The 16,479-nt window shown below is 53.8% G+C and carries 13 protein-coding genes; 5 read left to right on the forward strand and 8 right to left on the reverse strand.

Features of this window, described 5'->3' with window-relative positions; genetic code table 11:
- Positions 1–134 precede the first annotated feature (134 nt).
- Complete coding sequence (locus BCM02_RS24485; protein WP_148931764.1) at positions 135–1,943, forward strand: cache domain-containing sensor histidine kinase; 1,809 nt, start codon at positions 135–137, stop codon at positions 1,941–1,943.
- Complete coding sequence (locus tag BCM02_RS24490) at positions 1,936–3,522, forward strand: helix-turn-helix domain-containing protein (protein WP_148931765.1); 1,587 nt, start codon at positions 1,936–1,938, stop codon at positions 3,520–3,522. Before BCM02_RS24485 ends, BCM02_RS24490 begins: the two co-directional genes overlap by 8 nt.
- Before the next feature lie 55 nt (positions 3,523–3,577).
- Here BCM02_RS24490 and BCM02_RS24495 read toward each other — a convergent pair whose 3' ends face one another.
- From BCM02_RS24495 to BCM02_RS24510, 4 genes are all read right to left on the reverse strand, one after another.
- Entirely contained in the window at positions 3,578–4,438 is an 861-nt protein-coding gene (locus BCM02_RS24495; RefSeq protein ID WP_246183538.1) for a carbohydrate ABC transporter permease, read from the reverse strand.
- Positions 4,439–4,450: 12 nt separating this feature from the next.
- A complete protein-coding gene (locus BCM02_RS24500; protein ID WP_148931766.1) occupies positions 4,451–5,320 on the reverse strand; it encodes a carbohydrate ABC transporter permease in 870 nt (289 codons plus the stop codon).
- 86 nt (positions 5,321–5,406) lie between these two features.
- Positions 5,407–6,768: an ABC transporter substrate-binding protein gene (locus tag BCM02_RS24505; protein ID WP_148931767.1), complete on the reverse strand. Its 1,362-nt coding sequence runs from the start codon at positions 6,766–6,768 to the stop codon at positions 5,407–5,409.
- A 759-nt stretch (positions 6,769–7,527) separates the two neighbouring features.
- Positions 7,528–8,079, reverse strand: a complete 552-nt coding sequence (locus tag BCM02_RS24510; protein WP_148931768.1) for an imm11 family protein — start codon at positions 8,077–8,079, stop codon at positions 7,528–7,530.
- Positions 8,080–8,147: 68 nt separating this feature from the next.
- Between BCM02_RS24510 and BCM02_RS36680 the strand changes: the two genes are divergently transcribed.
- Both BCM02_RS36680 and BCM02_RS24520 read left to right on the forward strand, forming a co-directional pair.
- Positions 8,148–8,360 (forward strand): helix-turn-helix domain-containing protein, encoded by a 213-nt coding sequence (locus BCM02_RS36680; protein ID WP_187434396.1) that lies wholly within the window; start codon positions 8,148–8,150, stop codon positions 8,358–8,360.
- A gap of 20 nt (positions 8,361–8,380) precedes the next feature.
- Positions 8,381–8,884 (forward strand): IS630 family transposase, encoded by a 504-nt coding sequence (locus BCM02_RS24520; protein WP_148931769.1) that lies wholly within the window; start codon positions 8,381–8,383, stop codon positions 8,882–8,884.
- A 165-nt stretch (positions 8,885–9,049) separates the two neighbouring features.
- Here the strand turns inward: BCM02_RS24520 and sigK are convergent, their stop codons facing one another.
- Complete coding sequence (sigK, locus tag BCM02_RS24525) at positions 9,050–9,751, reverse strand: RNA polymerase sporulation sigma factor SigK (RefSeq protein ID WP_148931770.1); 702 nt, start codon at positions 9,749–9,751, stop codon at positions 9,050–9,052.
- 402 nt (positions 9,752–10,153) lie between these two features.
- Between sigK and BCM02_RS24530 the strand changes: the two genes are divergently transcribed.
- Positions 10,154–13,282, forward strand: a complete 3,129-nt coding sequence (locus BCM02_RS24530) for a LamG-like jellyroll fold domain-containing protein (protein ID WP_148931771.1) — start codon at positions 10,154–10,156, stop codon at positions 13,280–13,282.
- A 127-nt stretch (positions 13,283–13,409) separates the two neighbouring features.
- On the opposite strand, the gene BCM02_RS24535 is transcribed toward BCM02_RS24530, so the two are convergent.
- From BCM02_RS24535 to BCM02_RS24545, 3 genes are all read right to left on the reverse strand, one after another.
- The gene (locus tag BCM02_RS24535; RefSeq protein WP_148931772.1) at positions 13,410–14,537 is read right to left on the reverse strand and encodes a DUF6155 family protein; all 1,128 of its coding nucleotides are present in this window, start codon (positions 14,535–14,537) and stop codon (positions 13,410–13,412) included.
- Between the two features lie 92 nt (positions 14,538–14,629).
- Entirely contained in the window at positions 14,630–15,226 is a 597-nt protein-coding gene (locus tag BCM02_RS24540) for an MSMEG_1061 family FMN-dependent PPOX-type flavoprotein (RefSeq protein WP_148931773.1), read from the reverse strand.
- A gap of 159 nt (positions 15,227–15,385) precedes the next feature.
- Entirely contained in the window at positions 15,386–16,021 is a 636-nt protein-coding gene (locus BCM02_RS24545) for an SGNH/GDSL hydrolase family protein (protein WP_148931774.1), read from the reverse strand.
- Between the last annotated feature and the right edge of the window lie 458 nt (positions 16,022–16,479).

Consider the following 16,479-nt stretch of genomic DNA (forward strand, 5'->3'; position numbering starts at 1 on the left):
ACGGTTAGCGACATGATGGAATCTACGAATATTTGATGAATTATGATGCCGCCATACTGCCTTCTCCTATTGTGTGATAGAATAATGACACTCGATTTGTAAGCGCTTAAAAGATTCTGGAGGCGGGGACCATCATGATCCGACTGTTACGCACAAGCTTCATGTCTAAATTCCTGTTCATCTTCCTGCTGTTCATCCCCTTGCCCATGTTTCTGGCGAAAAGTTACTTGTCCGGGAAAATTATCGACGTCCTCGTCGAGACGAACCAGAACAAAAATTTGCAGCTAACCGAACAAATCGCGGTCAATATCAAGGAGACGATGCGAAAGTATATCATCACCGCAGCCAGCGTCAACTTCGATAGCGACGGGATCCATTACGAGGATACGATCATACCGGCGATCAACCGTTGGCACGTTTCCGCCGACGAATACGAGAAGCTGCAGCTGTCTGATCAGATCAACAAGCGGATGAACTATTTTTTCAACTATACGACCGACTTGCTCGGCGTCTTCTTCGTCTTCCCGGACAATCGCTATTACGGCTACCGCAACTCCATTCCGAACGCCCCAGGCGAGATGCGCGCAATGCCGTGGTATGGCCAACTCAAAAGGGAAACGCCTGGCAGCGTCATGGTCGTCGGCAAAATGCGCAATACGCTGAGCCCTCTTACGCACGGCCAAAGCGCGATCGGCCTTGCCGCCTTCCCGCCCAGTCCCGGCAATGAGACGATCGATTACATCTATTTTGCGCTCAAGCCCGATTGGTTGGATAACGCCTTCACGGACATGAAGCTCTCTCACATCGGCCAAGTCGACATCTTCACCGCCGATCAGCAATCGCTGACGCGAAGCGACCGCAGCGACCCTATGCTGGACATCTTGAAGGATACGCCCGTATGGAAGCAAAATTACGGCTCTTTCCATTACAAGCGCGATGGGCAGGACCTGCTGATCAATTACTACACGGTCGACAATACGGGATGGAAAGTCGTCAGCACCATCTCGTACGGGGAATTAACGAACAGCGTTCAGAAAGTCGTGGGCGTAACCTCCATCGTCCTGCTTGCCGTTACGCTTCTTTATCTGGCCGTGTTCGTCACTTCCGCGACAACGACCGTACTCGTCCCTATTCAACGACTGATCAAACAGATGCGCAGAGTTCAGCAAGGCAACTTAAAGGCCACCTTGGCGATCAACGGCAAGGACGAATTCGCTCATCTGCATGGCGCGTTCAACTCGATGGTCGGCGAAATTAAGCAGCTCATCCGCAATATCGAGGATGAGAAGCAAGAAAAGCTGCTCATGGAGATCCGGGCGCTGCAGTATCAGATCAACCCTCACTTTTTGTTCAATACGCTGCATTCGATCTCGGTTATGGCCAGAACATACGGGATTTACAATATTCAGATGATGACGGAATCGCTAACCAATTTACTGCATAACACGATGGATAAAGGCGCTCACGTCATCTCGCTGGCAGAAGAAGTGCAGCTGCTCGAACATTACACGTATCTCATGGCGTTCCGCTATCAAGACAAGTTCGAAGTCCAGTTCGATGTACCGGTTGAAATCCGGCAAGCTGTCATCCTGAAATTCTTGCTGCAGCCCGTGCTGGAGAATGCCATCATTCACGCATCGGATGATCCTTTCCGCAAGCTTAACATCCGTGTTGGCGCGTATCGGATCGACAACCGGCTGCGGATTGAAATCTCCGATGACGGCCAGGGCATGCCCGCGGAACAAGTGGAGCGGCTGCTGGACAGTCCGAAGGAAAAGTACGACGCGTTCAATAAAATCGGCATCTACAACGTCCACCGCCGTCTTCGTCTAACTTACGGTGAACCTTACGGTGTCCACATAAGCAGTCAATGGGGGGCCGGAACCACGGTCACGCTAGAACTCCCTTATATTGAACCAACGGAGGATATTACGCATGCCTAACCTGCTTATCGTGGACGATGAACCGCTAAGCCGTATTTCAATTCGTACGCTAGGAGATTGGGAATCGCAGGGGTATCGCATCATCGGCGAAGCGTCCAACGGCATCGAAGCGCTCGAATGGTTGGACGAATCGATTGATATCGATATCGTCCTTGCCGATGTGAACATGCCCAAGATGAACGGCATCGAGCTTCTGAACGAAATTAGAGCCCGTTATCCCGATCTCATCGTGCTAATGTTGAGCGGCTTCAAGGATTATGAATTTGTCCGCGAGGCGTTTCGGCTTGGAGCACGGGATTACGTGCTGAAGTCCAATATGAATTTCGAAACGCTCGTCTCGCAGCTCGACTTATTCCTTGCCGAGAAGAGAAGCGTTAATCAGGCAACGCCTTCCCATTCGCCTGACAGTGCCCATACGAGAGCCAAGGCGCTGGAGAAGCTGCTATTCGGCGTTCTGCCGGGAGAGGCTGGGCAGATCGTTCAGGCGCTTGGACTTCGCCTGCAGCCCCGCAACTTGGCCGTCGCGCTGCTAGGTATCGATGATTTCCGCATGCTGCAGGATAAGTTCGACCCCGTCATCCTGATGAATATTGCCGAATCTTCGCATCAGTTAATCAATCAGAAGCTAAGCGAGTTTAAGGTGGGCGAATGCGTACCGCTCTCTCAAGAGCGTTATGCCCTGATCGTGCATTTCCCGGAAGCGAACAGCGAGTCTGCCTTATTCCAACAGCGCTCGATGTTCTTCCAACACTTGCAGAGCGCCTTCATGCGCATGTTGAATTTATCGGTCACGATCGGGATCAGCTCCTTCAGGCATGACTTCGGCGCCCTGCATGCTCAGTATCAGCAAGCGCTGAGATTCGTGGATTTGAAGCTGCTCTATGGCAAAGGCGCCTTAATAACCGAGAACGAGGCCCGTCAAATGGAAGCCGCTACGGACGTCACGATTTTCGGGAAAGAAAAGAAGCTGCTGCAGGCGATCGAACGCATGGATGCGAGCGCCGTCAAATCCGAGCTGCAGTCGATTATGAAGGACATCGTCCGCAGTCGGCCAACCGGCAGCTCCAGCGTGCATGGACTGTACTATGAGCTGCTGTATCTGGTCTTCATCTTTATGCGGGATAAAGGCTTCGTCACCGATGACGCGATCAGCCAGCGCAACGCCTTCCATGCCCTCAATCGGATGGATACGATACACGAAATGAACGCTTATATCGAACAGCTGCTGCTCAAACAGATCTCCGAAATGAAGACCTACCATGACGGCACCTCGAGCAAAATAAAAAAAGCGATCGACTATATCCGCTCCCATTACGCCGAGGAAATCACGCTGCGGTCGTTAAGCGAGCATCTGCAGCTGAGCGAGAATCATCTGAGCCGCATGTTCACCAAAGAAACGGGCGAATCCTTCATCGCCTATCTGACCCGGACGAGAATTCAGAAAGCGAAGGAGCTCCTGAAGCAGACCGATCTTCCCATCGGGGAAATCAGCGAAGCGATCGGCTACGCCAACCAGGAGCATTTCAGCCGCGTGTTCAAGAAAGTCGAAGGTCAGTCGCCAAGCGCTTTCCGGAACTAACATGCACGAAAGAAACCCTCGATCGCATGGATCGAGGGTTGTTCATGTACCGCGGCTATTCTTTCACGGCGCCGGCTACAAGCCCTGCGAAGATGTACCGCTGCAGGATGAAGTACACGACTAACGTGGGGAGCATAATCCAGATGATGCCTGCGCTCATGCCGGCCCAGTTGAGCGTTCGGTCTCCGTAGAACAACATCAGCGCGGTCGACAAGGTCCGGAATTGTTCGGAAGGAATGTATAGATACGGGATGTACATATCGTTGGCGATATCGACGAACTTGATAATGGCCAGCGTCGCCGAAGCGGGCAGCACGAGCGGGAAAATGATCTTCCAATAGATCGTGAAGTAGGAGGCGCCCTCCATCATCGCGGCTTCGTCAAGCTCGACCGGGATCTTGTCCATGAACTGCTTGTAGATGAAGATCTGCACCATATCCGCCCCGGTATAGATCAGAATCGGCGCCAGCAGCGAGTTGTAGATGCCCAGATCTTTGATCAACCCGAAGCGCGCAATCTCCGTCGTGTAGAAGGGAACGATGATGCCGAAGACGAACAGCGCAAGCACGATCCGCTTGAACCGGAATTCGAATCGGGCAATAATATAAGCCAGCATGGAACCGATGATCATATTGGCGAATACGCTTACTGCGCCGATAATCGATGTATTTTTGACCGCAAGCAGAACGTTGGCCTTATGGAAAGATGAGATCAAGTTATCGAGATAGAAGCTGCTTGGCAACGCCAGCGGTTTCCCGCTCGTAATCTCCGGCGTCGTCTTGAACGCCGCGAACAACAGTGTCGCCAGCGGAACGAGTACGATTAACGTGATCGCAATCAACAACCCATGTTTGGCCAGTGCCAAGGGCAGCTGCCTGCGGAAGCGTCTCGTCATCGCGGTCTGCAAATTACTCACAACGCTCCCCCCTTATCCCTTGATGGTAATCAGTTTGCTCTGCACGAAACTGACGATGCCAATGAGTATCATTAACGTGACCGCCATTGCCGCTGCCAAACCGAAGTGATTATATTGGAATGCCGTCTTGATTGTATACACCATAAAGGTCGAAGAATCATATCCCGGTCCGCCGTTCGTGACGAGGAACGGGATATCAAACACCTGGAGGGCCCCTCTGACGTTAAGGAACAAAATAAGCTCGATGACCGTTTTGATTCCAGGGACCGTAATATGCCGAAGTTGTTGAAAGCGGCTGGCGCCATCGATTGTCGCGGCCTCATAGTAGTCTGCCGGGATGGATTGCATCGCGGCGATAAACAGAATGATATGAAGGCCGGAGTATTTCCATAAGGAGATGAAGACGAGCGTAAAATTTACGACATGAGTATCGCTTAGCCAGCTTTGGCTCAGTCGGTCGAGTCCAAACAGATGGAGCACCTGATTCATCGAGCCGTCGGGCGAGAAGAAGAAGGCGAACATGTAAGCGACGGCCACGCCATTGATAATATAGGGCATAAACACGATCACTTTATAGAATTTCGCTGCTCGCAGCTTACTCACGAGCACGGAGGCTACGACGATCTCCAGCGGAATAAATGCCAGGTGAATGATGAAGTATGTCGCATTGTTCTTCAGTGATACCCAAACTTCCTCGGACTGCAACAATTCCTTGTAGTTGTCGAATCCGATGTATTGAAAGCCGCTTGTCAGTCCGTCCCAATCCGTGAAGCTCATTTGCAACAGCTTGAGAGTCGGGTAGACAAGCAGCATAAGCAGCAGGACGATCGGGATGAGCAGGAACGAAACGATGATCAACTTTCGTTGCATGTTGTAGCTCATGCTGGCCTCTCCTCTCTAAATTCGGAATGATAAAAGCCGCGCTGCCGTATCCGCAGCGCGGCCGCTGGCCGGGTGTACGGTTGACCTTATTGAATGCCCAGCTTCTTGCGCGCTTTCGCCCACTTCTCGTTCAGATCTTCCAGCGACTTCTGATAATCTTTGCCGGTGAGCATATATTGACCGATGACATGCGTGTCGAACTGCACTTCGTTCCGGATTTTATTGAAGTTTTCATCGCCGGGGATCAGCATCTTTTGCTTGTACGTCAGCGTATCCGCCGCTTCTTGGAACACGGTCTTCGTCCCGGAAGCCGGAAGATCGACCGTCGCTACCATGCCCGTCCGTTCAATGTAAGGCGCGTATACCTCATTGCCCATGAACCACGCTACGACTTTGCGCGCTTCTTCCGGATGCGCGGACTTTTTGCTGAGGACGAAGAACAAGTCCACTTGGCCTACCTGCGTAATCGTATCGCTCTCGTTATCGACATCCGGAATCGGAAATACGCCGAGATCGCCCACATCGCCGCCAAGCTTCACATAATCCGGATAGAAGAAGTTGGCCGCTACGAGCATCGCCGCTTTCTTGTTGACAATCATATTCTCGGCATCGGTCCAGCTCGTATCGAGCGCCTTACCCATGACATCCGCCTTGATCAATTGATCGAATTTGCCGAATGCCTTGGAGAACGGGCTGACTGCGGTGAATGGCTGATCCGATTTGGCCAGGTCGCTGAGTAAAGTCGGCTGCGATTTGCCGATCGCTTCCGGCAGCCATTCGGCAAACGGATAGACCGGCCATTTGTCTTTGCCGCCCATCGCGATCGGCTGATACTTCCCGCTGTCTTTGATTTTGACGGACAAATCGACGAACTGCTGCCATGTTTTCGGAATTTCGAGTCCAAGCTCCTGGAATACCGATTTGCGGTAGAAGACCCAGTCGCTCATCACTTTCATCGGGAGGCCGTAGTAATCGCCCTCCGGCGTTTTGTTATTCTCGTAAGCGCTGACGAATTTGTTGCTCTGGACGAGTACATCGTCTTTCTTCCATGGCGCGATCGTCGACTGAAAATCGATCAGATTGGCTGCCTTCAGATACGTCACATCGGGGAATTCATTAGCTGCTTGACGAATTTTCATCGTCTTCGTCAATTCATCCGCATTGGCGAACGACTGCAGGTCCACGGTTACGTTAGGCAGCGCCGCCGCGAAAGAAGGTTCCGCGATCTTTTGCTGCCAGAAATCCAGTTCTTCCGCAAATACCGCGACAGTCAGCTTCACCTTCTCCTCGCTGCCACCGTTATTCGAAGCCTTCGCAGCATTGGTTGCGTTCGTTTTTGCAGCATTGTCGGTGCTGGAACTGTTGGTATTCTGCCCGCACGCCGATAGCATTGCTGTTAGAAGAAGCGTACTGACTACCATTCCCGAGTACCATTTTTTCTTGTTCACCCCTGCTCGCCCCTTTACTTCGCTAAGTTATCGTTTGCATCCTTAGAATAGCTGATCTGTGGATGCGTTTACATGATCGATGTTACGAATATTTGATCTAGCTTATCATGTGATGTCCCTCGTCTTCAGGGTCGGGTTATCCTATACCATCCTTGTCCAAAACGGCGGGGACTCTCCGCAAACACATGAACACTTCCACCGGGCGGTGTATTTTTCGGATAAGTATCCAGCCTCATTATGATATAAGAATCAACTCATTTATACTTTAGTCGTAGATTTTCAACTAGAAGTAAAGTAACTAGTATAGCAGCAGAAAAGCTGCAGAAAAAAGGGACATTTCAACAAATGTTGAATGTCCCTACTTTCGGTTAACCGTCCACTCCCGACTTCCAATTTCTTCGTTAGCTGGATGAGGTGCCAATTGACAATCGAGTGCTCCAATCAGATCCTTAACCATGGTCCTTTAGCTTGCCATCAATCAACGCCCATTGTACTTGGTACTGCGAATCCAACAAGACCACATCCGACCTGTAACCGACTTCGATCTTGCCTAACTGAAGCTCGTGAATTCTATAACATGGAGTAGCTAGCAACTTGTCTCTTCCAAAAAGATCGATATACGGTTTGCCAAATACGTTGTACCAAACCAATTCTGGATGGATGACCGCTAGATTTATAGCCTCTTTCCAGCAATCGGCGTTCATATCAAATAGTCTGGCCATAACAGGATCCGTTAATATTGTCGATGACTCCATTAACTTATAATTCAATCTTTTCTACTTCAACCCATTGAAAGTTAAGCAAGATTGGCGGGATAAAGGCAGGATGCATCCATAGATATTGTGCTTCCCTGTTCAATTGACCCAAACAGAACCGTCCTTGCTTGTCCAGCTGGATTTTCCATTCACCGCTTGCCATTGCTTTTCCTTGCTGAACGAGTTTTCTAGCCTGATCATACGAGAATTTTGTTCCACTGGATTTATTAATACTTTCAATAATATGCGAATACTTTTTTGCTGCCTCTGCTTCCATTTCTACGGTCAATTCAGAGTCCCATATTTCTACATAGTCTACCCCGTTGATATGATGTTGTGTTAATAACTTTACATAAGTGTCTGTAACATATAGATGGTTCTTTAGTTGCTGAGGAATTCTGAATATTAATGTAGCTTCTGGTATTTGCTCTTTTATAAAAACTAACCTCTCATAACCAAGAGACTGCTTTTCAATCGACCTTGTTTCATCTACGCAATCGATTACGTTTATAACATTCATTAAAAACAATGGCTCTTGTTCATGTTCTACTTCCAAATATTCAACTTCATTATTAAATTCACTATATAGATTGAACTAATGAACAACCATTAAAAAACATACATGTGCCAAATAAGTATACCTGGACACTCAAACTAGCGATCCTTTACGTCAAACGCGAATTTGGCGAAACCTTTTCCGAAAGAGGAATGTCTAAATTGCTTCATCGACTGGGCTTCAGTCATACGAAAGCCACGTATACGATGGCATTAGCCGATCCCGAAGAGCAGAAAACGTTCACGGACAGGACGTTTCCCGCACTAAAAAAAAGCTTATAAATGGAGAGATCGATCATCTTTTGTTTGAAGATGAATGCATGATTCGCGCGTATCAATCCCTCCAGTATAACTGGTTTCCGATTGGTCACCAGCGAAAAATCCCCACCTTTGGCCGCCATGAAGGAGCCAAGCTGTTTGGAGTGCTTAATTACGAAACAGGCGAAGTTCTCTATCGGGATGGGGAGCGTTACGACACAACTGCTTTTATTCAGTTTCTTGAGGTGATTTTGGATGCTTATCCGAAGGGAAACATCGTCATGATTTTGGATAATGGGCGTATCCATCATGCTGCTCAAGTTGAACAGTTTCTAAGGAATCATCGACGCCTCACATTTGTCTTCTTACCCAAATATTCGCCCGAACTCAATTTGACAGAAGGTCTTTGGAAATGGTTGAAAAGTGATGTGGTGCACAATGTGTTTTACAAGAAGTTCTACCATATTCGAATTAACGTAGCGGCCTTCATGAGACGTGTTAATGCTAATCCAATGGAAGTCATTGATCGACTTTGTGTTCGCATGTAAATCAATAGTTCAGTCTATATAGATTAATCATATCATGATAAAAAAGTCCCCAAACCACTAATAGCAAACCTCCAGGTTCGATACACTGCCTTTTAACCAGACCACTCTAACGTGCCACAAAAAAAGTAAGCTACGTTTCGCGCAGCTTACTTTCTACAATTCTAATCACTTCTTCTGCTTATAAAACTCATGATACAGCTTCATCAACGCCCGCTTCTCAATCCGCGACACGTAGGAGCGGCTAATCCCCAATTCCTTCGCAATCTCCCGCTGCGTCCGCTCTTCCCCGCCGGTAATCAATCCGAACCGACCAACCACGACTTCCTTCTCCCGGTCATCCAAAATATCCAGGTTCTTATATATCTTACTCTTCTCTATTTTAAGTTGAACTTTATCGGCCACATCGTCGGCTTCCGAACCAAGGATGTCGATCAGCGTGATTTCGTTCCCCTCTTTGTCCGTTCCAATCGGGTCGTGCAGCGAAACGTCTTTCTTCGTCTTCTTCAAACTGCGCAAATGCATCAAAATCTCATTCTCGATACACCGAGCGGCGAACGTCGCGAGCTTCGTCCCTTTGCCCTGCTGGAAGCTCTCGATCGCTTTGATCAGACCGATGGTCCCGATGCTGATCAAATCCTCCAGATCCTCGCCGGTGTTATCGAATTTTTTGACAATGTGCGCCACAAGCCGCAAGTTGTGCTCGATGAGCAGGTTGCGGGAATGCGGGTTGCCCTCCGCCATAAGCTGCAGATGCTTGAGTTCCTCTTCTTCTTGCAGCGGCTGTGGGAAGGCGTTGTTTTTGACATACGAGACGAGCAGGGTCAGCTGCTTGATAAACAATGCGATCGCCGCGAATAATCCTGGCATTGTGCCGGCCACCTCCATGCTGATTTGACGCGTAGGAACGCTGCGGTTCCGCGCTTTTCTCGGAAGACTGTTCTATAGTGTATGTGGGCTGGGGCCCATGCGTGCCTGTACGGTCAGCCGCGAGAAAAATGATTCGTCCCCCGCTCACCCGGGTATATCGGCTGCCCCGAACTTTTATAAATCCCAATCCGCCCCTATGCCCTCTCCCTCTCCCACATCATACCAACACGAAAGTCACAATCAGTCACAATTTCACTATAATTCAACATGACTACGCACTGCATTTAACACTTATCCGTTAAGCTTGTCCCAAAGGTGCCGCACGCGCGAGTAAAAGCAGCCAAGTTATGGCAACCGTATATCTATTCGTAGAAATCAAAGAAACGGAGTTGATCGATCCCCATGCCTCATCGCACGTCCACACGCAATCTGCTCGCCGGCGCCTTATCCGTCGCCTTGTTGGCCCAAGGCCTCCTGGCCGGTACGGCGGCGGCCGCACCCGCGAACGCAAACGCAGCCAATCCAGCTAATGCCGCCGCAAACCAAACCGCTTCTACGACCGCCGCAGCAACAGCCGCCTCCCCCTACGAAACGGTCCCGCGCGCGGACGGCAATAACCTCGTCTTCCCGGTCATCAGCGACATTCACATCAACGGCAGCGCCCGGGCTTCGTCCAAATTCAAAGCGACGATGGAGCAGATTAACGCCATCGCGCCCGGCTATGACGCCCTCGTCAGCGTCGGCGATCTGACGGACAACGGCACGTCGGCGCAATATGATGAGCTGATGTCGATCTATAACGGCTTGAAGCAGCCGAACGCCCAGCATCTGTTCGCGATCGGCAACCACGACTACTACGGCTCCGCGACGCCGCAGGCCGCGCAGTCGCTGTTCAAGTCCAAGACCGGCATGGATGGCCTCTACTATGACCGATGGCTGAACGGCTATCATTTCATCGTCATCGGCAGCGAGGACCGGGCCACGAACGGCACGCTCTCCGACGCGCAGATCGAGTGGCTGGACGCCAAGCTGGCCGAGAACGCCTCGCCGGACAAGCCGATCTTCGTCTTCTTCCACCAGCACATTAGCAACACCGTCTACGGCAGCGACCTGTGGGGCCACACCCAGAACGCCGCGAAGCTGTACGGCACGTTGGCCAAATATCCGCAGGCGATCACGTTCTCCGGCCACTCCCACTACGTGCTCGACGATCCGCGGACGGCGCATCAGCGCGACTTCACCTCGCTTGGCACGGCGGCGATCCGCTATCCCGAGCTCGAGCCGGGCAAGGTGCAGGGCAACCATCCGACCGACGATATTACGCAGGGCTACATCGTGGAGGTGCAAGACGACAAGGTGCTCGTGAAACGCCGCGATTTCCACGCGAACGCCTGGACCGGCGAGGATTGGGTCATCGACTACCCGGCCGTGAAAGCCAAGTTCAAATACACCGACAACCGGGATACCGTCAAGCCAGCCTTCCCGGCTAGCGCCAAAGCAACCGTCGTGGGCGGCAGCGTAACCGAGACGAGGTTCCGCATCGAATTCGATCAGGCGACGGACAACCTGAACGTGCACAGCTATGAGATTAACGTCACGAACGATAAGACGGGTCAAAAAGCGACGTCCGTCCTCGCCTTCTCGGACTTCTATCTCGATCCGGTACCGGCGAAGCTCGCCTTCGACATCGGCGGCCTGACCGGGGACACCGCGTATACCGCATCGGTGACGGCGATCGACTCGTTCGGCAACCGCAGCGACAAGACGCTGACGGCGAAGGTGACGACCGGGGCCAAAGCGCCGTTCACCCCGCCGGTCGCGGATGTCATCGACATCGACTTCATGGACGGTACCGCGAAGGACGTCTCCGGCAAAGGCAACGACGCGACGCCGCAGGGCGACGTCGGCATCGCCTACGATCCGGCGTTCAAGAAGCCGGCCGCTTGGTTGAAGGGCAAGAGCAACGAGTTCTTCGCCATCCAGCCGAGCGCATCCATCAAATCCGTGACGCAATCCGCGTCCATTGAAGCGTTGTTCAAGCTCAATTCCATCCGGGACCACGCGGTCTTCGGCAACACGCAAAGCGGCGGCCTTTCTTTCGAATCGACGGACGACGGCAACATGGAGCTGTGGCTCCACGCGGGCGGCAACTATACCCGCATCGGCATCCCGCTCGAGACCGGCGTCGTTCATCACCTCGTCGGCACGTACGACGGTTCGGCCGTGACGCTCTACCATAACGGCGTGAAGGTGAAAACGCAGGGCGTCACCGGCGCGATCAAGCAGCCGGACATCCCGTTCGCGATCGGCGCCGATCCGGAAGCGAACCTGAAGGGCAACTACGTGCTGGACGGTTCGGTCAGCGTCGCCCGGCTGTATAGCAAGGCGCTCACGCAGGAGCAGGTCAAGTACAGCTACGATCAGCTGGCCAAACGGCTGAACGCGCCTTCCTTCAACACGCTGCATGACGGCATCGCGGCAGGACGCGCGCTCGCGGCGGACGCGTCCAAGATCGGCGACGCGCCGGGCCAATATCCCGCTTCGGCCATGACGGCATTCGGCGTCGCGCTCGACAAGGCCGACATCACGATGATGTCCCGCACGGCGGGCGAGGACGAAGCGAAGCAAGCCGCCAGCGAACTCGCCCAAGGGCGCGCCGTGCTCGAAGCCGCCAAAAATGGCGCCGCACAGACAGGCGCATACCTGGAAGGCCAGGCCAAAGCCGTAGCCGGCCAAACCATCGCTTTGACGTACGGCATCCGCGGCGACGCCGCATCCGGCTCGGTCGCGCAGGATCTGACGATCGACTACGCCGCCGATAAGCTGCAATTCCTGGGCTTCGAAGCCGCCGACCAGCTGAAGCCGGGGTTCCAAGTGGTCGACGCCGAGGACAAGGACGGGAAGCTCCGTATTATCGCCGCCGCAATCCCGCCTGCATCGGAGCTGCAAGGCCATCTGCTGCAGATTCGCTTCAAGGTGAAAGCCGGTGCCGCATCGGGCACGACGGCATTGTCCGCATCCCGTATCGTTCTCGCCGACGCATCGGGCACCGAGAAGACGATCCCATCGTCCGGCTCGCATGCGCTAACCATCGGCGCGGCCAGCGACAACGCCGCCCTGCTGAAATTGATCCAAGACGCCTCCGTCTTACATCAGAACGCGGTCGAAGGCGGCGCGATCGGCCAGTATCCGGCAGGCTCCCGAGCAGCTCTGCAGACGGCGATCGATAATGCGAAGCAAACCGCGGACAACGCGGAGGCGACCGACGCCGACATCGCCAAAGCGGCAGCCGATCTTCAACTTGCCGTGCAGAGCTTCAAGGACAGCGTCAACAAACCGACCGCCGGCGACACGAACAACGACGGCAAATTCTCCATTGGCGACCTCGCCCTCGTCGCGCAAGGCTACGGCGCAGCAAGCACGGACGCGAATTGGAACGACATCAAGGCATACGACTTCAATGCCGACGGCCGCATCGGACTCGAGGACTTGGCATACGTGGCCAGACGCATTCTCGGTACGCAGGCATAATTTTCAACGCTAGCCCTTTATCGCATCCTTTCATCTAAATAAACGTAAAGAAGCGAGCGCGCCTCCGACATCGGTAGGCGCGCTCGCTATCTATGGCCGATTCAATACTCGCCCTTTTCAGCGTCTACTATTGGTCCAATTGGTGATACAGATCGATGATGCATGCCGAGAAATCCCAGCCGACTTCCTCGGCATTCGCGGCGATTTTGCGCACGCGCTCTTCGAATTCGACGAGCCAATCTTCCGTTTCTTCCTCGTTCATGCGTCCGATAATATCCCCGTACACCGAGATCAAGCTACTCAGCAGCCGATATTCGTCGTAGCCGGACATGACGGCGAACTCGACGGCCGACTCAACGTAGATCAGCATCAGCTCGGTCACCCCCTTGGCGTCTCCCGTCAACTTCTCGTACTCGGCAATGGCTTTCTTCGCTTCCGCGATCCTCAGCTTCGGCTGGCCGCGACCCGGGAGAAACTCCTGCCTGATCTTCTTCTTATGATCTGCGAGCAGCGCCTGCGCCGCCGACTCGCCGAGTACCTCCAGCGTCAGCATACGCTCCGCCTCTTTGCTCGTCTCGAAGCAGCGCTTCACGAGCTCCCGGAGCTGTTCGGCATCCAGCTGCTTCAAATGCTTGTTCAGCTGCGATTTCGTCAGCTTCGCCGGCTTGTCCGGTTTGTCCGCCGCCGGGACGGCAGGCTCGCGCTTCGGCACGAAATGTCGCCCTTCTTCGGCCAGCAGCTCGTTCACCTCGTCCAAATCGAATGCTTCCGCGCCGAAGTCCTTCGGCATCCACCGGACGATATCCGCATAATCCGGATGCGTCTTGTCCGACAAGACGGCCAGTTTCTCATCATAACCCGCCACTCCGCCCGCATTCTCGGGCGGACAGCTTCTCTCGCCGCCCAAGCATACGGGATACGTCGGCTCCTGCGGCGACTCCTCGATGATCCGCACCGTAATGCGGTGCTTCCAATCGTCGCCGAAATCATAGACATACAGGAAGCTGTCGCCCTCCTGCTTGACATGGCTGCTCACCTTCTCCTTGCGGGCATTCCAATTATTTTGTCCGCCCAATCGAGGAAGCTCGATCATCTTCCCATCCACCAAGAACAGATAGTGATGTTCGTTTTCCCACCCCATGACCGCCTGCACAATCCGGTTCAACTGCTGGAACGTCATGTCCGCGCGGAACCGGAAGTCGCGCCAGATCGGCGGGCTTGTCTCCTCAAGCTCGACTCTGCATATGAAGTCCATTCTCCAACACCTCCTGATAAGACCTATTCTAGTAGGTTTAAGAACGAGAAAAAAGACGCAGCCGAATTACATCCAGCCGCGTCTTTCGTCCCCTACTCCTTCAACTCGTACCCGCTAATCTTCAGATGCGCCTTGAACATCTCCAGCGTCGAAGGCAGCGTCTCCTTGTCAGGCCACGTCTCGCCGCTCCAGATTCCGGATTGCTTCAGCGCGCGCGGACAGTGAACGAACGCCTCTTCGACCTCGACGATGACGGCCATGCCCGTCGTCTTTCCCTTCCACTGCTGCGCCGCGATCAGTTCTTCGCTCCGCGTGACGTACGCGCGGCCGTTGATACGCAGCACCTCGTTCAGACCCGGTATGAGGAAAATCATGCCCACCTGCGGATTGTCCGCGATGTTGAGCAGCGAATCGATCCGCCGGTTGCCCATCCGATCCGGGAAGATCAGATGCCGCTCGTCCAGCACCTTGACGAAGCCCGTCTCGTCACCGCGCGGCGAGACGTCCGCGCGGCCGCTTGCCCCCGCCGAAGCCAGGAAGAAGATCGGCGACATCTCGAGATATCGCTCGATCCCATCGTCGAGGACGCCGACCGTTTTGCTCACCACCGCGTCATGCGGCTGGCCCACGATCTCCTGCAGCTCCTCTGCCGACGTGATGATGCCTTGTTGCCACTTGCTATCTAACATGTTCGTCTCTCCTTAGCTGCCGCCGTTCTCGTGATCGTGCTTCGAATCTTCATTGTACCGTCCCGACGGCAAGGGAAGCAACTCGCGTCCCCGCGCTCCAATGGCCAGCACCGTTCCCGGCGAGCGCCTTCGTCCCCGGCTTCCTAAGATGCTCCGACGCTACCGCGCGCGAACCCCGACCGCCTCCAGCCACGCCTTCGCGATCAGCGAGTGGCCCGCCGCGGATGGATGAACGCCGTCGCCCGCCCAATACGCCGGCCCCGTCTTCATGCTCGCCTGCGCGAACAGCCCGTCGAGCGGCACGTAGGCCGCCTTGAACTCCTGCGCCAGCTCGCGGACGGCCGCGATTTTCGGATCGAGATCTTCGCGCCAGCCCTTCCGGTCCTCCGGCACGGGCAGCACGAACGGCTCGACGAGCACCAGTTTCGCGTCCAGCCGGTCCAGCGTGCTCGTGATCAACCGCCGATACCCCGCGTAATATTGCTCCGCGCTCGTCGGGTCGTTATTATCGTAGCGCCGCCACGTGTCGTTAATGCCGATGTAGATCGAGACCACCGTCGGGTTCAGCGCCAGGCAATCCTCCTCCCACCGCCGCTCCAGATCAACCACCCGGTTGCCGCTGATGCCCCGGTTGTGGAACGTCAGGTTCAGTTCCGGATAACGGCGCCCCAGCTCGGCCGCGATGAAGTACGGATAGCCGACTCCTAGATTCAGCGCTTCATGGTAATTCCGTCCGCAATCGGTAATGCTGTCCCCTTGAAACAAAATGACGTCGTTCGCCGCAAGCGCTGCCATTTTCCTCATCTCCTCTTCCGCCCATACGGGCATGCCATCGTTTTCCTTCACCTTACCAGAAACGCCGCGGCCGCGTAACCCGAACTTTTTGTCTATTTTCCATCCGCCGATTGTACATTCTCGCGATACTTTCTCCCTCCCCCTTCCCCCTCCGCCGAGGGGAACCAAAGGACTTCGCCCTCTGGACTCCCATTTTCATGCTGGTTCGCTTGTTCGGGGTCGGCGGGTTGCTTCGAACTGGCACGCTTTTGTCCTGACGGACAAAGCTTCAGTGGGTGATTAAGTCCGTCCTAAGACTTAAGCCTGTCAACAATAGGCCGCCAGGGGCATCACAGTAACCTTCGCTTTCGTCCGCTTTCGCGGACACGCTTTACTTCTATCCCTTTACAACAAAAAAGACCTTCGCCCGCGCCGAATGCGCAAGCAAAGGTCCTTGATACCACCGTTGATAGAGCCGC

The organism is Paenibacillus methanolicus, assembly GCF_008124765.1.
GTDB lineage: Bacteria > Bacillota > Bacilli > Paenibacillales > Paenibacillaceae > Paenibacillus_Z > Paenibacillus_Z methanolicus.